The sequence below is a fragment of the Rahnella sp. WP5 genome (assembly GCF_000745615.1).
In the GTDB taxonomy this organism is placed as follows: Bacteria; Pseudomonadota; Gammaproteobacteria; order Enterobacterales; family Enterobacteriaceae; genus Rahnella; species Rahnella aceris.
The window spans coordinates 19,399-39,266 of the sequence record NZ_JQJR01000022.1 but is presented as its reverse complement, the minus strand read 5'-3'; the positions used below and the strand labels follow the sequence as shown (position 1 = coordinate 39,266).

The window sequence follows — 19,868 nt, the reverse complement described above, 5'->3', positions numbered from 1 at the left end:
ATGGAATGTGCGTTCGCCGTTTTTAAACTGAACGCAAACATCATGCTTTTTATCCGCCCAGTCCAGACCAACATGAGCAGCAAACTGATCTATCGCAGTCATAACCAACTCCTTTTCACCGGGGATTGGTATGCATTCCACGCTCTTCGAAAGAAATATAGTCAGCAGTTTGTCTGCATGCCCTGAGTATTCGTTAGCGAACGTGGAGCACTTACTGGCTCGAAAGCAAAGCGGCAATCATCAAACCACATGATTCTGGCACAATATTCGTAACCAGTAAGCGCATACCCTGAATCACTTAAAAGTGTAACTCTCAGGGTTCGAATGACTATACTTGGCACAGGTTGTGTGAAAACTCGGTTTTTGCATTATCTGAGTACTATCCCCGTTCAGGAACGCAAGATATTCCAGATATTGACTGCATTCGGAGTAATTTAGATATAGAGGCAGTTCGAGGCTTTTGAAGCCTGGTATCGAGGGCTATTGAGTGGTTATCAGGGGCTAAAGCGGTTCTACCCGCTAGTTGTATTGCTCTCGCAGCTTAATGGCCAATCCTTCATTACCCAAGATCGACATCATCCTTTTCAGGTTATAAGCCAGCCCATGCAGACTGATTTCTGTGCTGACGTTTTTAAACCGTTTCGTCAGGAAGTGAGTCGCTCCCATCCACATTTTTATTGTCCCGAACGGATGTTCTACCGTTTGCTTTCGCACGACAGCTGTTTGTGGCGATGCGTTAAGCCTGGCTTGCATGTCTTCCATTTCTACTTCATGAACCCAGCGCCTTATACGTCTCGGATCGCGTTTTGATGTGGTGCACCTTGACCGCTGACTACAATCACGACAGGCCATATTGTTAAAGTACATTTGCTGTTCTAAACCATCCTCAACCACCGTAAATCGGTTCTGAAGCTCGCTACCCATCGGGCAAATATAAATATCTTTTTCCTGGTCATATTTGAACAATGAACGATTGAAAAGACCTTTGCGGTCAGCGCCAGAGGTATCGCCTTTTGGTACTAAGGCTGCGGCACCTAAGTCCTGCGTTGCTTTAATATCACCCCGGCTGTAATAACCTTTATCAGCCAGTACGGTAATATCCGCTTTGCCAACAGCGTCCTGCGCTAATTTTGTCACCGCTGTTAGCTGCCCACGATCTGGTGTATTCGTTACTTCATGCGCAACAATCAGGTGATATTTAGCATCAACGGCAGTCTGAACGTTATAGCTAACCTGGCGGTTAACATTGTTTATCTTCATCAGCCGGGAATCAGGATCTGTTAGTGACAGCTGCTTATCAGGGTGCTGCACGACGGCCTGTTGGATTTTCTTGAGTTCTTTCAGACATTTTTGCAGCCATGCCAGTTTTGAAGCGGTTAAATCTACATTTTTTTCGGGCTCCGCAGCCTTGTCAGCTTCATCGAGCTTATCCAGGTAAAGAGCGATACTTTGCTCAACCCTTTCGATGTGGCCTTTTGTTTTCTGGGGCGTGAAGTTGTTCGATTTGCTGTTTACCGCCTTGAACTTACTACCGTCAATGGCAACCACCACATCGGTGAACATCTGCATCTGCCGACACAGATCAATGAAAGCCCGGCAAGCATTTTTGATACCTTTACCATTGTTTTTTCTGAAGTCTGCAATGGTTTTAAAATCAGGTGTTAATCGCTCAAGTAACCACATCAATTCAACGTTACGATGGGCTTCTTTTTCTAACCTGCGGGATGACTGAATGCGGTTCAGATATCCATAAATGTACAGCTTCAGCATGGTTGCGGGGTGATATCCAGGCCGCCCGGTTTGTTTTGCATTAACGCGCTCGAATCCAAGTGCATCAAGCTGTAATTCATCAACAAAGACATCAATAACTCTGACAGAGTTGTCTTCTGTGACAAAATCATCCAGCACTTCAGGGAGCAACGTCACCTGATGTCTGCCTTGACCTTTAATGTGGTGAGTCATATTTTCACCCGCAATATTTAATCGTATGGTTCTAATTTTATTAAATAAAGTAGGTTGCAACACGGGTTTATTAAGAATGGTTGATCATATAAAGCCACTGCTTAGACCAAAAAAGTGATCAGCAGTTTTCACATAGCCTGTGCCAGCAGCGGACGTTGATGCTAGTGTTCTGAGGCAGAAGCACCTGAAATAGCTGCCTACTAATAATAAGGGCGTTAATTTTGGATATTATTTTTCATATCCGTATAAATTAATCCTACCCGATAAATACTCACCTAAATATACTTCACTGATTTTATTGAAACCTTGCTTTGTAACTTCATTTTCTAACCAATCACTGTCCTTGTTAAGGATTTCGAGTAGATCATAGTTGGATAAACCATCCACTATAATTGGATAGCGTATATTTTCATCACCACTTTGTATAATGGTTAACTGCCCATTTTGTTCGAGAACTACGCGTTTTAGTTCTTCTATTTCATAAATGCCACTTGCTCTTAATTTAAACATCAAGTCATTTGCGGAAACGCCATTCCGTAAACACTCCTTAACATTAACGCTGCCGTTATGTATTAAAGTAATAGGTTTTCCATCAATTATTCTTTTAACGATCCGACTATTTTCTTTCAAAAACTTAAGAACAAAGACTAAAAAAGTCCATATAATTAGCACTAGGAGAAATTGTAGTACTGTTATCGATTCGTTGTAAATTACGCCACCTATAATCCCCCCCAGCACATAGTTTTGAACCTGATCCATTGCGGATGAGGGTGCCAAATTTCCTTTCCCCATGAGATTAATTTGAACAATTAAACACAGTATTCCCAGACCTAATTTTATAATGATAGATAAATAAATTATCATTTCCATTCCTCAGTTTTTCATGATTTCAATTTCTGGGTTTACTAACGAAACCTCTACTAGATTGTATGTTTTTTGATCCAAACTTAAGTTGACACGGTAATAAAGATCATTGATTTTAAGGATAATACCATCAGAAAGTTGTGCTGAACTGGAAAGTATATAATTCACATTCACTTCTTTTTCTTGTGATAACAACCTAACAAAGTTAACCATTTGTGATGATTGGGAGTGTATATTTTGACTATCGGTATAATCTGCATACTGAACACCAGAAATGAAGAGTAAAAATAAGAAGGCTATGATTGTTAAGTCACGATATTTAGTTTGCAAGCGATGGCGCATATACAGACTAAAAACAACGATCAGGATAAATAAAGTACTAAATATAACAATGAATTTTAAATAATCATTGATGTTAGACTGCACTTGTAGATAATCGATGCTATAAAATCTCATATATGTATAATCCCTAAACTCTCAAGACCCCATTTTTTATAGTAACACATTGCCATTTTCCGCTCTGATGTTACTTAACAACTAATAATTATCAGTTATCAGCTGAAGTTTGTCATTATCTTTTAGGATGCAGGATGCAGGATGCAGGATGCAGGATGCAGGATGCAGGATGCAGGATGCAGGATGCAGGATGCAGGATGCAGGATGCAGGATGCAGGATGGAGCATCGATGTATTAACTATCCAGTTCCCATATAATAACGTTTCAAATGAAGGCCAGCTGAACCACGTGGCGGCCTGAAAAAATAGCGAGATTTCCTACCCTCTTTCCGCTCTATTTGTTGTCCGCTTCACGCCCTGAGACATTCGACAAGCTTTTTATGGCTTCAGTAAGGGCGAGTGTCGCGCTTCGAGAGCCAGCAAATACTTTGCTTCATCGTACTGGGTTCTGGTCTTCCAGCAGCGGTAAATGATCCTTATCCATTTGAATGCCAGAGCCCGGATTGCAGATTGGTGAGATTTTCCTTTTTCTCGCAGTCCCTGATAATAAAGTCTGGCCCAGTATGATGAGGGAACCGTCTTGGCAGCCCATTCAACAAAGGTCTGCCTGACGAACTTGGCACACTGCCATCGCCAGTGAACCCAGGATTTCTGGCCGCTTCGTTCTGTCACCGGTGCAATACCTGCGTAGTTTTGAATTTCTTCAGCGCTGTTAAACCGGTCTCGGTTATCACCAAGTGCAGCAAGCATACGTGGGCCCATACACGGCCCCATGCCCGGAAGTGATTTGAACAGCCCCGCATCTGGCAATGTGTCAAACAGTGTTTCGATTCGTTCGTCATAGGTTTTGATGATTTCACTCACGACTTTAATTTGTGTCGCCAGTGCTGTTGCCATCAAAGCATTAGCCTCTATAACACTCGGGTCTGTCGTCAATGGGATCGCGTTATCAATACTCGCAACACGTTGCTCGGTAAGGGCTATTGCGCGGCCACCTTTGGCATTCAGAAAGTTGCGGATCGTGTCGCGCCTGGCTCGTTTAAGTTGTTGCAGACTGGGCCATCGTATAATCAGTTCACACAACAGTAAGCTACCCCGATGTGAGAACCACTCCAGGGGCTGAGGATAATACTGTTTAAGCGTGTTGATTATACGGTTCACAAAACGGCATTTATCTTCAACCAGTTGACGACGCTGCTCAACCAGTTGCTGGAGTAACCGGATATCCGCATTGTCGGGTTCAATGGCTTTTATCTTTTGGGGATAACGCAGCATTAACTCTAATGCCAGCTCGGCATCCTGCGGGTCATCTTTAGCGCCGCTGGGCGAGAAGGCTTGCCGGTAACGAGCCAGGGACAAAGCGTGGACAGGGAAAACAGTGATAAACGGATATTTCTGAAGAGCATACACCACGGGGCCCTTCTTCAGCTCAAGGGCGATAGCTATTTTGCCTTTCACCTGTTTGTGCAACGCGTTGAGCCAGGCATCAAGCGCTTCTGCTGTATGTTCAATCACATGGAATACGCGTTCGCCGTTTTTAAACTGAACACAGACATCGTGTTTTTTATCTGCCCAGTCCAGACCAACGTGCGCAGCAAACTGATTAGTCACAGTCATCACCAACTCCTTTTTATCGGGGATTGGTATGCATTCCACGCTCTTCGAAAGAAATATAGCCAGCAGTTTATCTGCATGCCCTGAGTATTCGTTAGCGAACGTGGAGCACCTACTGGCTCGAAAGAAAAGCGGCGATCATCGCATGATTCTCGCTCAATATTCGTAACCAGTAAGCGCATACCCTGAATCACTTCAAAGTGTAATTCTCAGGGTGCGGATGACTATATTTCGCTCATCTCCGACATAGGGCATTCTTTACATTTGATCGCGCTACGTGAATTCTACTGCCACTCAGGCATGAGAAACCATAGAGCGTAAAAAACCAGCTCGGTATACCCCAGTGTCACCACAAAAATATGACTCATTTCTGCCTTGGATCATTACTTATCTGTCATGTACATTATGATCATCACCTAAGTGGCATTAAAGGTTAAAAAATGTACATTCATGGATATCTCCGGGCATCAACAAAAGAACAGGATGCTCTTCGGGCAAAAAAAAGAATGAAGACGTTCGTTGAGGAGAAAGGTTTTCGGCTGGCCAGCTGGTATACCGAAAATGTCTCAGGGGCTTCGCTTCAGCGTCCCGAACTTTTGCGCCTACTCGATGATGCCGCTCCGGGTGACATTATTCTCATCGAACAGGTTGATCGACTATCAAGATTGGATGAAGAAGGTTGGCAAAAACTGAAGCAACTTATTCAGGATAAAAATCTGGTCGTCGCTAGTCTGGATCTTCCAACCAGCCACATGGCTCTGGCCGCCGGAGCAGGGGATGAATTTACCCGAGCGATGCTGAAAGCCATCAACGGCATGATGCTTGATATGTTGGCAGCTATTGCCAGAAAGGACTATCAGGACAGACGCCGGCGTCAGGAAGAGGGGATCACTAAAGCGAAAGCGGCTGGAAAATTTCGCGGACGCCAGGCTGACCTTCAGTTGCACGATAAGATCCTTGAACTCAGAGTTAAAAATAAGCAAAGCATCCGAGATACGGCCAGACTATGCGGGGTTTCAGAAAGAACAGTTATACGTATAGTGAAGAATAGGCTCACCGAGAATGGTAGAGATAGCCGATAAAAATAAATACCAAAATGGTGATCGGTCGTTTTGGGGAGTTTTCCTCTATACCGGAAAAAGCCCAACGCACGGGGGAGGGTGAAAGCGGTCGGCAACGCCCCCGTTCCCGCCGCTTTACCGCATCAGACGGTATGCAAGCCACTGATATACATGAAATTATACCCTACATACAGGCAAAGGTAATCTGCAGGTGGCAGGGTGAAAAAAAATCACAAAAAAACGCCAGAACCACAAGATATGGGGTTCAAAACGTTAAAATAGAATCAGATAGTGTGGTTAAGGCCTTATTACCCGAGGGTGGCCTGGGAAAGTTGGGCAGTCTGGGGGGAAACCCCAAACGTTAAAAAAAGGGCATAGTGTCAGGTTGGAGGTGGCAGCACTGATTCATTGCAAACCTTAATTAACCCGCACGTTTTTTGTGCTTACACCCCTGTAGGAACACACGGTCCAATAAATGTTCTTAAAAGTCAGCTCTATAAAAAATCGACTTAAATGGCGCGAGTTTTGCATCATGAAAGCACATGTATATACAATAGGTTGAGACTATGCACACGGAAAAGAACATATCTTTGTCGCTTGAATACAATACTGATGCTTTAGCATCAACTTTCACAAAACTCACCAATGGTTTAAGCACATTTCACGGCACCCAGGGCAACACAGTTAGATCAGAAGTTTTCATAACAGAAAAAGAATTCCATAAACTTATAGATTATGTCTTCGTTCCCTATAGAAACAAACTCGTGGAAGACTTCATTAGAATGGCGACAAAAGAATTTTCCGGGCGGTGTCGCAAAGATGTGATGGGGTATGAGGATTTAATCTGTCATACGGTGACCTCTCCGATAATTAGAAAAGGTAAAATTACCGAACAAGGAATGTTCAACCGCCGTGATATGATATTTGAATGTAATAAAAAACAAGGGCATGTTGATTTTTGTATTTTGCTGCTCCCCTTCAGAACATACTCACCAATAAAAAATTACGGCGTGATGCCTGATGCTGGAGAATTGTATACGGTAATGGTTTTATCAGCTCTTGCAATTGCCTGTAAACAGGTTCAGATAACAATAAAAGAAATAGCATCCAATATAGCAGAATCCTATGTAAATGTAGTGAAACAAAAATCAGTTAATTCTCAATGTGAAGGTACCGAACAAACAAAAAAAACAGGTTTACATAAGGCATTAGAACTCGCAAAAGAAAATCATAGCAGTATTGTAATAATAAAAAATATCCGTGCATTTTTTCGCATCGGCATCGAGAAGGAATTCATAAGTAAAGGTATTGATTCCGGGATTCTTTTCTATCTGTTGGCTGAAAGGAATATAAATCCGCAGACTTATTTGCGTCTTTCAGAGCAACCAACAATTACCGTGACGATCTCAGCTATACGGGATGTAGGAAGATACCCGCCTTTTAGAAATATTAATGAGGAAACGCTCAGTGATTACGGACACATTATTGATGAATTTTACTCTCTCATCCATAAAAATGAACCTTATTTTAAAATAGTGGATTACAGACAAATCATAAAAAAAATCGACCCAAAACTGGTCGAATTAAAGGAATGCATATATAAATCAAAAGTTAATAAATTTAATGCACAATTTAAAAATTTTAGAGAAAAAATCCCTTCATTGACGGGACGGATTCATTTTTTAAACACCCTCTCTGTATATGATACTGATAAAAACATTAGCCCCCTGTTCGAGCCTCTGCTCTTGTCAATGCAACATGATACAGTAAAATATTATTGTGAAGAAAATGAAATAGAATTTGGCTCATTTTATATAGATTTCATGAGGGGGATTTACCAGCAGACTATAGACGCATCTCGTGAAAAGTTACGGGTTAGTGTTTTAGCAAACGCATTGCATGGTGCGGTTGAATATTGTTCTGCATATGAGGCCAATACAGGATCAAGAAACCAAGAAGGTTTTGACGATGTAAAAACTCTCTTCCCAGACGCATTAAGAATGTCAATTCATCGGAAAGATGAAAGTCTTGGACAATTTTCTATTTTTGTCTCACCAAGTCATGAGAGAACCCCCTGGCATGGGACAGCTGTTTTAAGAAGGAAAGAAAATCACCTAAGCTTTGATACGGAGCTTGCTGTTTGCATTTCACGTCTTGAGTATTCTCCCCTGCTCCTAAATGGGCGATTGAACGGAGCGACCTATCAACAACCCCTGATGTTCATCCACCACAGTCTCCAAAAGTATTTCAATGGCTTAACCGATGAGGATTCACTTCTGGAACTCAATACGTTACTTCATAAAGGGCAGTGCTAATATGAAAATCAGTCCTAAAAATTATAACTACAACGCCAATACCCGCCTTCTTTCTCTCACATACGGTTTTTTTATATGTGCGATTTCTGTCGACCTGACGATCACGGCGTTGGCCGGTTTTTACTTGTCAGAGTATAAGGCATTATCAACACTGCCTTTTGCATTAATTACAGCCTCAGGGGCTATATCAGCATTGCTGATACCCCCTCTCATTAATCGTTTTGGTACGAAAAATATATTTATGACGGGATGCCTGATCGGTATTGTCGGGTCACTGGTATCCGCTCTATCTATATATCAGCATTCTTTCATTTTATTATGCATCGGTGCGTCGCTAGTTGGCGTATATCAATCAGTTTGTCAGTTCTACCGACTATGCGCTGCTGATTTTAACCCGGAGGGGAAAAAAGGCAGTGCGACCTCGATGGTGTTGGCAGGTGGAGTCGTGGCGGCGATCGTAGGTCCACTTCTTGCGAGTGAGGGTGAAAACCTAATCACATCACTGCCTTTTGCGGGGGCTTATATTTTTGTTTCTTGCCTATGCGTTATCTCTTTTATTAGCCTTGCCATTTTTTATGACGATTACCGATACCCTAAAAATTTAGAACCTAAGCTCAAATTACTTCATCTTGACGTCCGGCTGCTGGCAAAGCGACCCTTTTTAAATTCATCGTTAAATCTCTCAGTCGGTTCATTTCTTATGTTATTTATCATGACCGCAGCGCCCCTGGCAATGATGACAATATCAGATCGAATGTCGCACAATGCTTTTATGATTCAACTACATTTATTAGGTATGTATGTGCCTTCCCTTTTCACAGGCTTGTTGATTAGAAAAATAGGAACGCAAAATCTTGCGCTCACGGGAACCACACTGACCATAATCAGTTTTTTATGTAATCTGTTCATGAATGATATCATGTCATTGTACGTGTCGCTGCTGTTGCTCGGCATCGGCTGGAACTTCATGTTTGTAAGCGGAACCGTATTACTGACACATTCATATGATGATTCGAACAGGGAGAGCTCGCAAAGTCTCTCTGAATTTCTACGTATCATATTTTCTGCAATATCATCCTTAACTGCCGGATGGGTCTTTGAGACTTCAGGTTGGATGTCAATGAACATAGTTTGTTTAATAATTTCAGTTCCTATATTGTTTTTTAATATTTATATTACAATACGCATGAAGAAAAGAGTTATTGAAATTTAATTATATTCATACTGAAAGATATCCCCCCTTACCTAAAACGTAAGGGGATGGCACCTTGGGCTAGGGATAATATGATTATAAGCCTTTAACTTGTTATTGGATATGCAATAATATATTCGTGATTTTCATCCGCATAATCTCTTCATTATTTATCGCTTGTCATCTATCAGATTTTCCATAACTACTGGGGTGGCAGCTGAACGGCACATAATATACGGTCTGTCAGTCCTAAATAGCTGTTCCAAATAATAGATCACCAGAAGGGAACTCAGTCCGATTTAAGCGATCTGATCAATCGCTGAATATCCCAAATCACCAACCGGACTGAGTCATGCCGATCATAGCACCGATACCCGACGCCGAAAGGTGTCTGATGCAAAAAACCATCCATAAAACATGTGATAAAAACCATGCCCGCAGACTCACCGCGATGTTGATGCTTCATCGTGGGGACGAGATAAGTGACGTTGCCAAAACGCTTTGCTGCGCACGTTCATCGCTGGGGCGCTGGATTAATTGGTTCACACTTTACGGGCTGGATGGCCTGAAATCATTACCCTCAGGCCGTGGGCGACGGATGCTATTGCGCACGCAAATCTTCCACAGGGTGATGCAATCAGAGAAGTGCTCGGCGATTTATCTGCGCTGTCCTTTTCAGGACCTGTTGATATCATTAAACATCTTACCAAGAAAGCAGAGAGTTACGGTCAGGGAGAACAATTCAATATTACCCCTCTGATTGAACTAACCAGGAGAATAATAAAAGCGTGCGAATACAAAGATGACGCACAGGACATCAGCAGTCCGTTTATTACGGCATATATGTATAATTCATCAAGAGACGGGATGGACAAGGTCCGCATACCGATCAACCAGATTCTGTATTTTATAAAAGTGACTAATGCATCCCCAAGACGCGCATATCAGACCGGCGAGGCGAATGTCATACTGAATGATCAGAACCGTACAGAACTCAATCTGATTGATTGTTCGAAAAATAACACCGCCGAGTTTCTGCTTGACTGTTACATCAAAAGTGCGGAAGAAGTTGTTAAAGCCTGGACAGGAAAATAATTCAGCTAGCAGGAGGAAGCGAACATCTCGCTTTTCCTGCCAGTTTTATTACTTTCTGTTAGGAGTTATGCACTGACCTGTTCACCCCGGTTGAACCAGAAGAGTATAGCCTTGAGTAGCACCATTCCCGCACACAGGGAGAGAGCCAGCACCTGAGGCGGGATGTCTCCTGCAAGGCCGTGGTAAGCAATCGCGGCCTGCGGGCCCGCGACGATTTGAAGAATAACCGTCCTGCTTCCACCGCTGTGGGGTTTGAAGCCCAATGGAACGGAAACGTACGCTAAGAACGTAACATTATGATTTTAAGTCTATAAAGTCGTGGCTTTGACGGTCAGGTTTACGTTGATTTAATTACCGGATTTATTTATGCAGGAAATGCCGAAAGCCACATGGTTAGTGGCATCATTGGAAAGAGTAAACAAAACCTTCGTTTTCTTTACTCGCCTGATCTGCTCAAAAAATGCACTTAGCGTACAGTTTCGTACGGTTGGGCTTCAGCCTCCGTAGACAAGCGTTTTACCAACCATTTGTACGGGGTCATGCTTAATCTGGATCATTAATACTGGGGGGGTACGCCGGAACCCCAGAAAATTCCGTCACCAAAGCTAAAGTTCATCTAGTTTGCATGACGTTGAATAAATTACGAGTTATGTGACTGTATTTAGCATCAAAATGATTGCTGTATTGGTCGTCATTTAACCGGCCTTTGTGTGACAAACCCCGCCGCTACTGAACGCGGAAAAATCCAGGTTTCCGGCGTAGAACCCCTGATAGCTGCGAAAAACGCAATGTTGTACAGAATACGTGCGTCCATGACGATATCCATTAACCTTTTCAGATTGGGTAATGCCGGTCTGAGCAAAGGCAGACAGGCTGTTTTACTGCGCTATGTAGCGTAAATAAGGCGATATCAATGATAATTAAATTTTAACAATCACAGTTTTTCAATGACCTTAGAGTATTTTTTGCTTGTAAGCCTGAGTCAAAACTAAAATTAATGAATTTTATATTTATCAATTAATTCATAATATTATGATAAAACCACACTAAAGATAAGTAAAACATATGTGATATAGATCACATTATTTTCTATTAAACAAATTCATAACCTTTTTTTGACTTATAAGTTAAATTTTCAGCTGACATCTGACCCACTCCGTTAAAATTTATTGAGGACACTGATATGGAAAGTGCTATCGATCTGTTTTACGTAGAAAAATCAATGGATATCGTAGACAACTACGACTTCAATGATTCTGACGGGTAAGAAATAGAATGAAAGGGCAATTTTGCCCTTTCATTTTTTTATTTCAGCGGAGGTAAATATGGATGATACCGGACATCATTATTTGATAGATATCATATCTAAGGATGTTGAATTCCTTAAAGATGAGAAATCATTAACTCATTCCTTTGAGAAAATACTGCACCTTTCCAATTTTCACATCATTGGCAGGCTAGTATATAAATTCCAAAGTGGCGGAGAAGGTGTGACGGGGGTATTTCTTCTCTCTGAATCTCATCTGTCATTTCACACTTACCCCGAAACAGGTTATATAAGTATTGATTTATATACCTGCGGGAAGGATGCTGTAAATTTAAGTCGGGATATTGAAGCCATTTTCAATAACGCCACAAAATTCAGAGCGCGTTACATTGAACGGGGAAGTACATTTTTAGCAAAAGCCAACCCTTTTTTTACATCGCCAGCGGTGGTTCTTGAGGATAATCGTAATGAAACTCACTAAAAATGGCCTTATGTGCTTCGACTATCAGTTTCCGATTTACAATTATTTTTTCCCTAACCAGCATAAAAACATCACGACAAAAACACTGCGGCAGACATACTCTGCTTCCAATGAAAATATTCGATCTCGCGCGCTGTATTTTCACATCCCATTTTGTGAAACTATTTGTAGCTTTTGTCATTTTACCCGCGGGGGATATAAAGATCACAACGATGTAGACCGCTATACCAAGGCCCTAATAAAGGAAATCGAAATAAAGGCGCAAATGGTCGATTATCATGCCGTTCCCGTTCGCGCAATTTTTTTTGGTGGCGGAACGCCTTCGATTTTATCTGCAGAAAACATCCGGGCCATTGGGGCTGCTATACACCGCCATTTTGATCTGTCAAAGCTGGTGGAGTTTTCCTTTGAAATTGAAGTGAAAAGCCTAAATGACGATAAAATCAGTGCCTTACAAGACATCGGCGTGACTCATCCCAGATTTGGCCTGCAGACATTCAGCCCCTTATGGCGAAAGCTATTTAACCTGACCTCCACGATGGAACAGATACAGTACGCCGCCCGTGCATTGAATGCCGCTTTTCCGCACGTCTCCTTCGACATCATCTATGGCATGAACGGGCAGGATGAAGAGGACATCATTTCCGATCTTGAACAGGCGATAGCGTTGGGTACTACCAACATAGATATTTATCCTATCAATAATGTCTCCACCCAGCCAAAGCTGCATAAGCATATAAAAGACTCGAATTTAGGAGTGACTTCTGCGACCCGAAAATTCACCATGAATATTCTCATCGACGCCTATATGCGCAGCCGAGGATTTATGCCACATAATGGACACGGTTATGTTCGTTGTAATAACATCACCTCTGACGTGGTGACATCAGATTATAAGTTTATTTATCATGAACACGTATACGGTTATGCTGATCATGACCTGCATGGTTTCGGGGTGAATGCGGCGTCATCGTTACGCGAACATGCTGTTACTAATACCTCCGGTCGGGAAAAGTATATTAACTCCATCGAAAATGGTGAAGTCAGTTGCACGATCAGCCAGCATCCTTCTTATATGGATGAAATGAAACCTTTGATTCTACATCTGGCGTATTTCGCCAGTTTAGAGAAATCAAAGGTTCGTATGGAAACCATACCTGGCAGTTTGATTGAAAGGATCGAATGAAGGTCTCATTACCGAAGATACGGAGTATTTCCGTTTAACCAAAAGGGGTGGTACTGGTACACAAACATTATGTATTATCTGATGCCGGATGTTGATAAGGACATTATGAAAAGTTATATCCACAAACAACTCAGCACGCCGGGTAAATTTATTTCTAAAAAAGAGTTAATTTTTACCACTGCGCAATAAGTGACACACTTTTTATCTACTAGATAACGACGGTTCAATGAAAGCGAAAATCAATAAAAACTATCTGGCGTTGTCCTCTTCTCTGGCTATCTCCAAGACGGGGGACTATGCCCATGAGGTGGTTTTTGCCCTGATCGTGATAGAGCTCCTTCGCGAGAACTATCTCCTGATCGGCGTCGTGTACTTTTTTCGGTTTGTCCCCTTTATTTTTTTTGGCCCCATTGGCGGTTGGTTAGCCGACCGCTACCCCTTAAAAAATACAATGATCTACAGTGAATTACTAAGGCTTGTTGCCTCAGTGTTACTCCTGTTGCTGTATGAATACGATGCGCTTAACCTGGTCTCGATGATCGCCTGTACGTTGGTTATCACTGTGGGCAGAAGCATCTTTCAACCCAGCTTTCAGTCCTGCGTGCCCAAGCTTTTCCGTGAAAATACGCTAATCCGCATCAACAGCTCCTTTCAGATGATCGATCAAGTCGCCTCTATTGCGGGCCCGCTGCTCTGTTCTATGCTGATCCTTTCAGTGGGGAAGCAGGGGGTCCTGATATTCGACTCGCTGACCTACGTGGTCTCTATGGTCGCACTGTTAATGCTCACACAGGCTAAGATGGAGGGGAGCCTTCGCCCTGCCTTTTCAGTAGCATCTATTTTTAAAGATACGTGGGATAACGTCCAATTTTTACGCTGGCACTCGAGGGATCTTTTCGCTTCAATTATCGGTTCAGCACTGTGCATTCTCTTTACCGCCTCACTGCTGAGGTACGTGCTGCCAGCGTTTGTGATTTTCAAAGGAGGGACCGAGGTTGAGGTCAGTTATATATTTGCCGCACTGGCGTCCGGTACAGTAGTCGGAAGTCTGCTCTACGCCAAATTTTCGGTGATCAGATCGCCATCCGCACTGATGAAATGGTGGATGGCCTATGGCGCGGTATTTATTCTTTTGGCCTGCACAATTAACCTGTCCATCACTCTGTCGTATGGTATTTCTTTCGTCTTAGGCGGCTGCGGAGCCTTTGTCGATATTTCCATTGTCAGCCTGATCCAGGCGCTGTCAGGAAAACAGGATATCGGAAAGAATTTTGGCCTATTTTCCACGCTGGCCAACACGGGTGAGGCAGCTTCGGGTCTGATTTATGGCTTTTTTGCGCTTGCCGGGATATTTGCGTCATTTATCATGATGGCTTCGCTGATATCAATCTCCGCCATGCTGATGTTGCGCAACATGGGGCGTGGAGAGTCTCTGAAATAGCTCCGCTGCATCGGCGCGAAGCTTTCAGACGCTCGCGCCGTTTGATATTTATAAATCTCAGATACCGGGAATCTGAACCACAGACCGTGGTTCAGATTTTTGCTTTCCATCGTAACTCATTTACCTTGTTGTGTATCAGGCGATTCCGACAGTTCTACTGAGAAATGCATACCTCTAGGTAATTCAATGACCATTGGCTTATCGAGAGTAAGATTGATGGTTTTTTCAGGAACAGGAATCGATTTGACAATATCACCGACAAGCTTAGCATTTACATAACGTTCGGTGTCGTAATAATTAATCTCACCGCTGATTTGCGCTGTTCTGCTTTTTTTCCCAGGCGAAAGATTAATATACATGTTGGCTGCAGTATATTTTCTCTCTAAATCATCGTTGAACGTTGCTCCAGGCGTTGGTCGTAGTGAATAGAGAATAATGTGCCGTACGCCATTCTCTTTAATCAGGGTATCAGCAGGAACGGTTATCTGAGCGATTCTCGATACCGGTGACTGCATTTCGGTGTTCAGATACAGCGTCTTTTTTTCCATTTCTCCAGACGAACAACCTATTAACACCATGCCAGCTAGGATGAGAATACCAGCGCCTTTCTTCATCACGTATTTCCTTTTAAATTGTGTTATTTGGGGTTATTACGTTCATTTATCGGCAATTTTCACACTTTATTTAGTCGTTATGCCCGAAGGGTATGAAGGCGACAACTAGTGTCACATGTTACACCTCAGCTTATGGTCGCCGGTGACGCGGCGAAGCCGCCCCGCTTTGATAGGTTCCACCGATGCCAATCCCCCGCCCTGCCAGACCATTCCCACTAACCGCAATGAAACGTCTAAGTACGCGGTCGGAGTGGGCCTGGCGAAGCCAGGGCGTATCTCCGCGTTAGCGCCTTTGGCGCTTACGAGCGTGTTCTTCACAGCTAAAGCCACACCTCTCAAAGCGACACAGTTCTAATAGTTACAACATTCATTTTTAAAGCCACTCTGTTCCCGGCCTTTGGCCGGGGGCGGGGCGGCTTTTCAGGTGGGCGGAGGGGGTGCGTGCAGGCTCGGTGCTGGGGGTTGACGTTTTGAACGCCTGGTGGATGTTGTAACTAATATAATGGATGTTATGCCCCGGCTTGTCCGGGGAGCTACTTCTTCTTTTGCCCTGGCAAATGATGCCGTTGTTCAGGTGTGGTTGCCCTGAGCACAGCGAAGGGAGCTACTCCAGATGCCGGGCTTTTGGCCGGCTCAGGAGTACTCTTTCTTTAGAAAGCTTGTTTTGTTCAGAAGTAATGTTCGAAATTAATTACATCTGAAGAGGGGTTTTCGAAGTTAATGGGATGCCTCACCAGGGGGAATTATCTCTTCGAATTTAAACGATTATTTCTTAATCAGACGTTGGCCAGCGCCGTATCGTGAGCATGCCCCGACCGTCGCCGGTGCACATTTTGGCGGACAACAGACGTGGGGAAGCCTGCCAGCATCCGCGAACGGAAAAATGCCAGCATCAGGCCCGCGAAATCGCAGGAAGGGGAAAGGTTTAGAGAGGAATGTGGTTAAGACAGTGGAACGCCGGCGCGCTCCAGGAGCCGCTGATAAAACGTCTCAGCATCCGTGGCCAGCAGCGTCGGGAACTCGGCTTTGAGGGCACTTTCCAGCGACATCTGCGCAACCGTGGTGAGCAGACCACTGGCCGTAAAACGCCGCCAGGCGTTCTCATGCGTGGCCGTGCTATTTTTGGGACGCAGCTGCCGCACTTTACGCGCCTGTTCGTCAAGAACGGCGCCAATATCCGCCTCAGTGCGCGCTTTTTCATCGCGCAGCTCCGGGCTGACAACCCAGCGCTTTATCTGTCTCAGCCGGTTTTTGAGTGAATGGTGGCGGTCAATACTGATGCCCAGACGCGCCATTTTGAGCAGGTGACGCTGATATTTCTGCTGCATCGACTCCGCCAGTCCGCTGGCTACCGCCCACTGGCGATATTTATGCAACCACTCCCGGATGCTTTCAACGGCGATGCCGCGTGAAGTAAAGCATTTGTCGGTGAGAAAAATTCGCATGGGCTTGTTCTGGCCAGAGTCGGCGTCGCGGTCGCGGTGTATCACCACGTAGTCCAGCTGTTCCATCACCCGCAGGGCATGGAGCAGGACGTCATACGCCTTGCGGCCGTTCTCATAAACGTGCAGCGCATTCATGCGGCGGGCAATCTCTTCCACCGGCAGCATCATTTCGAAAAGGTAATCGCTGTCCGGGCTGTAGTCACAATTTGCGGCCAGAACCAGAGACAGAGAAGTCAGCGCCTCACGGCTCTCAGAGCGTGGGGTAATGCGCATAGGTTTAGGGGTAAAGGAGGGGTCAGACGCACGGGAGTAAGGCGTGTAACCAGTACGGCGAAGCGCGATCAGATCGGCATTTCGACGCCAGTCATGCTGACGGAAGCAGGCCACCACTTTTGCAGCCATGCCGCGCGGCGTTTTGCCCGTGTAGGCCGGCTGGTTGTTGCGGTGCGTCTTCGACTGACCTTTGCGCAGACGGTTAGCCTCACCCCGTCGCGAAGGACGATAGGCACTGTTTGCTACCGGTGAGAATGGAAATATTTGCTCAGACACGGCTCCCAACGCTTATGTTGCGCAGGAGGAGTTGACCTTTAAAAGGCATAAATCTATACTCCCTGCATAGAGCAACAACTCTATACAGTTTTAGTGAGCCCCGATTACCTTCTCCTGAGTCGCCAAACCTGAGGAAGATAGTCGGGGTTTTTGCTTTTGAGGGGTTCTAACTATGTCTTTTAAACCCCATTCCCGGCCACCTTGCGGCGTGGCCAACCATAAATTCTGTACCCGATCAGTAATCTAGTACTCAATGTGCCAACCATCAAAAATGTGAAGTCTTTACATCTAAAACACCACGTTCAAGCAATTCACGCCCGGGTAAACCTTCAATAAACTGCGCCAGTGTAAGCCCTTATTCATTCGCAGATTTCAATCATGCGATTAAGAGGGTTCCTTTCTTTATGCGTTTCACGCTTACGTGCAATAGGGGCCAGCTGTCTTTGGCTGGCAGACATTGGTTTACCTTTTCGATATGTGCGTTTTAATCCGATGAGGAAGTTTTTGCATTGTCAGCTTGTGGCATCTCCACCTCCCCATGTTTTATAAGAGAATATGTAGAGAATACTAGAGCTTTTTAACTTTATGTCAGGCATGAGCAACGTTGGCGCGCTGCTCACATTGTTGAAGTGATGAGCTGAGTTTCGTTAATCGTTAATAAGCAGAGTGCCAGTCATTACCTAACTGCCAGCGGGACTGCCAGTGAGCAAGGTAGGTTTGTGCCAGGTCAGGCACATCGTGCAGTACCAGGGCGTTCTCCGAATTCGAGCGAGCGGCAGACAGGGTATAGTTATATGATCCGGTTTCGACCGTCTGGCCATCAACGATAATCACCTTGTCATGCATGATTTTAAACTGGCTGACGGTACGCACTGGGATCCCCGCATTCACCAGTAAATTCATCGCGGCCACACTGACGTTCCCGCGATTGCCGCCCTCATCCAGTACCACCTGGACATCGACGCCCCGTTTCTTTGCTTCGACCAGTGCCCCGGCAATGTCGGGCGAGGTAAACGAGTACCCCATCAGGCGAATGCTTTGCCGGGCATCATTCACCGTTTGCAGTACCAGCTGCTGCGCGCTGCCTTCCGGTGAGAATCCCACCTGTACCGACGGGGCCGCGCTGGCTGTGCAAACGCCCACATTCAATAACATGGCCAGTAAGGCCACCCGCAATCTGTTGTTCTTCATCAGTCTGTTTCCTCCTGGTATGGCAATGCATAAATCCCTGATGACACACTGGCGGTCAGCAGGCAAAAGGAACCTTCGCCACAGGACGCGTCCCAGGTCAGGTTTTCCGGCACGCACTTGGTCAGACAGGTAATGGCCACCTTCAGTGCCTCATGGTGCAATCCCGGATGCGTTCTGAAACACACCCGCTGATGCTCGATATCATCATCGCTGAACACAAAGCCATGCAGGTCAAAAAAGTGGATCGACAGTGCTTTTTCACCCTTCATCGTTTTTCTCCTGACACCGTGCAAAGCCACCTCAAACCCGGTGGCCTGCACGACCTCGCCTTATTTCATCGCATTATCGATGGCCTGCTGCATCACCTGAGCGGACACGACGCCCGGAATGACGGTTGTGTTGTCAGCGGTCGCGTTCTCTGCCGGCATCACGATGATCCCCGGCGTCCCGGTTAATCCCAATAGTTCTGCCAGCGCACTGTTACCCGCGATCAGGGCATCTGCCGCTGCGCGGTTCGCGACGTCTTCTTCTCCTGCGCCCGCTGCCGTGGCCACTTTTTCAATATCGTCTGACGTCAGTTTCCCTTCGTTATGGCCGGTGCCGTAAATCCCGTTGTGGTAGGCCATATAGGCATCAGCCCCCTTCTGTTTCCAGATGGCCAGACCCCAGCGTGACGCCTGCGTAGACTCGGGGTAATGCCCGGCAAAAATCGTCCAGTCACGAAAAGCAAACCGCACATCCGGGTTGCTGAGCATGACCTGCTCCATCACCGGAGCCATCATGCTGCAGGCGATACATTCGTAATCAAAAAACTCGGTCACAATCACTTTCGATTTTTGCGGGCCTTTCACCGGCACGCCGTCAAGCTGCATCAGCAGCCGGTGCCCCTTCAGCACCGACTGTGCCATCAGCTGTGCCTTGATGGCTGCCTGCTGTGCCTGCAGCTTTTTGCTCACCTCGATAAGCACCTGCGGATGGGCCACCAGGTAGTCGGCGGCAATCTCGCCGATGCGTGACTGCTGCGCCGGTGTGAACTCTTCCGGCTCTGCGGCGCCGGCGTGGATTGAACAGAAAGTAAAACTCAGGGCGAGCGAAAGCGCCGCCGCGTTAAAACGGTTTGTCATGATGGTGTCTCT

Annotated in this window: 16 protein-coding genes and 2 pseudogenes; 8 read left to right on the top strand and 10 right to left on the bottom strand. The window is 45.1% G+C overall.

The window, feature by feature from the left end; translation table 11 throughout:
* Window positions 1-519: 519 nt before the first annotated feature.
* From EX31_RS16430 to EX31_RS16415, 4 genes are all read right to left on the bottom strand, one after another.
* Window positions 520-1,962, bottom strand: coding sequence for an IS1182 family transposase (locus EX31_RS16430; RefSeq protein WP_037035645.1), 1,443 nt, complete (start codon window positions 1,960-1,962; stop codon window positions 520-522).
* A 228-nt stretch (window positions 1,963-2,190) separates the two neighbouring features.
* Window positions 2,191-2,826 carry a DUF421 domain-containing protein gene (locus tag EX31_RS16425; protein WP_037035644.1) on the bottom strand — a complete coding sequence of 212 codons (636 nt, stop codon included), beginning with the start codon at window positions 2,824-2,826 and terminating at the stop codon, window positions 2,191-2,193.
* Between the two features lie 9 nt (window positions 2,827-2,835).
* Window positions 2,836-3,282, bottom strand: coding sequence for a DUF3290 domain-containing protein (locus EX31_RS16420; RefSeq protein WP_037035643.1), 447 nt, complete (start codon window positions 3,280-3,282; stop codon window positions 2,836-2,838).
* Between the two features lie 377 nt (window positions 3,283-3,659).
* A complete protein-coding gene (locus tag EX31_RS16415; protein WP_037035642.1) occupies window positions 3,660-4,898 on the bottom strand; it encodes an IS110 family RNA-guided transposase in 1,239 nt (412 codons plus the stop codon).
* 437 nt (window positions 4,899-5,335) lie between these two features.
* Here EX31_RS16415 and EX31_RS16410 point away from each other — a divergent pair, with 437 nt between their 5' ends.
* The 8 genes and pseudogenes from EX31_RS16410 (at window position 5,336) to EX31_RS16375 (ending at window position 14,933) form a co-directional block, all read left to right on the top strand.
* Window positions 5,336-5,977, top strand: coding sequence for a recombinase family protein (locus EX31_RS16410; RefSeq protein WP_037035641.1), 642 nt, complete (start codon window positions 5,336-5,338; stop codon window positions 5,975-5,977).
* Window positions 5,978-6,522: 545 nt separating this feature from the next.
* Entirely contained in the window at window positions 6,523-8,271 is a 1,749-nt protein-coding gene (locus tag EX31_RS16400) for an L-tyrosine/L-tryptophan isonitrile synthase family protein (RefSeq protein WP_037035638.1), read from the top strand.
* Between the two features lies 1 nt (window position 8,272).
* Complete coding sequence (locus EX31_RS16395) at window positions 8,273-9,484, top strand: MFS transporter (protein ID WP_037035637.1); 1,212 nt, start codon at window positions 8,273-8,275, stop codon at window positions 9,482-9,484.
* 331 nt (window positions 9,485-9,815) lie between these two features.
* Window positions 9,816-10,061, top strand: a pseudogene (locus EX31_RS25450) (transposase); the annotation flags it as partial.
* Complete coding sequence (locus tag EX31_RS26195) at window positions 10,001-10,558, top strand: hypothetical protein (RefSeq protein ID WP_037035636.1); 558 nt, start codon at window positions 10,001-10,003, stop codon at window positions 10,556-10,558. The pseudogene EX31_RS25450 and the gene EX31_RS26195, both read left to right, overlap by 61 nt.
* Before the next feature lie 1,325 nt (window positions 10,559-11,883).
* On the top strand, window positions 11,884-12,306 hold the full coding sequence (speD, locus tag EX31_RS16385) for an adenosylmethionine decarboxylase (RefSeq protein ID WP_037035635.1): 423 nt from the start codon (window positions 11,884-11,886) through the stop codon (window positions 12,304-12,306).
* Window positions 12,293-13,492 carry a coproporphyrinogen-III oxidase family protein gene (locus EX31_RS16380; protein ID WP_197060738.1) on the top strand — a complete coding sequence of 400 codons (1,200 nt, stop codon included), beginning with the start codon at window positions 12,293-12,295 and terminating at the stop codon, window positions 13,490-13,492. Before speD ends, EX31_RS16380 begins: the two co-directional genes overlap by 14 nt.
* A gap of 226 nt (window positions 13,493-13,718) precedes the next feature.
* Window positions 13,719-14,933 (top strand): MFS transporter, encoded by a 1,215-nt coding sequence (locus EX31_RS16375; RefSeq protein ID WP_037035634.1) that lies wholly within the window; start codon window positions 13,719-13,721, stop codon window positions 14,931-14,933.
* Between the two features lie 116 nt (window positions 14,934-15,049).
* On the opposite strand, the gene EX31_RS16370 is transcribed toward EX31_RS16375, so the two are convergent.
* The 6 genes and pseudogenes from EX31_RS16370 to EX31_RS16350 all read right to left on the bottom strand — a co-directional run bounded on the left by EX31_RS16370 (window position 15,050) and on the right by EX31_RS16350 (window position 19,856).
* Window positions 15,050-15,547 (bottom strand): hypothetical protein, encoded by a 498-nt coding sequence (locus EX31_RS16370; protein ID WP_037035633.1) that lies wholly within the window; start codon window positions 15,545-15,547, stop codon window positions 15,050-15,052.
* 941 nt (window positions 15,548-16,488) lie between these two features.
* Complete coding sequence (locus tag EX31_RS16365) at window positions 16,489-17,541, bottom strand: hypothetical protein (protein WP_037035632.1); 1,053 nt, start codon at window positions 17,539-17,541, stop codon at window positions 16,489-16,491.
* A 265-nt stretch (window positions 17,542-17,806) separates the two neighbouring features.
* A pseudogene (locus EX31_RS26385) lies at window positions 17,807-18,067 on the bottom strand (RepB family protein).
* A gap of 128 nt (window positions 18,068-18,195) precedes the next feature.
* Window positions 18,196-18,732 (bottom strand): phospholipase D family nuclease, encoded by a 537-nt coding sequence (locus EX31_RS16360; RefSeq protein WP_037035631.1) that lies wholly within the window; start codon window positions 18,730-18,732, stop codon window positions 18,196-18,198.
* Window positions 18,732-19,001, bottom strand: a complete 270-nt coding sequence (locus tag EX31_RS16355; protein WP_014695903.1) for a hypothetical protein — start codon at window positions 18,999-19,001, stop codon at window positions 18,732-18,734. The genes EX31_RS16360 and EX31_RS16355 overlap by 1 nt, the downstream gene beginning before the upstream one ends.
* Before the next feature lie 60 nt (window positions 19,002-19,061).
* Entirely contained in the window at window positions 19,062-19,856 is a 795-nt protein-coding gene (locus EX31_RS16350; RefSeq protein ID WP_037035629.1) for a DsbA family protein, read from the bottom strand.
* Between the last annotated feature and the right edge of the window lie 12 nt (window positions 19,857-19,868).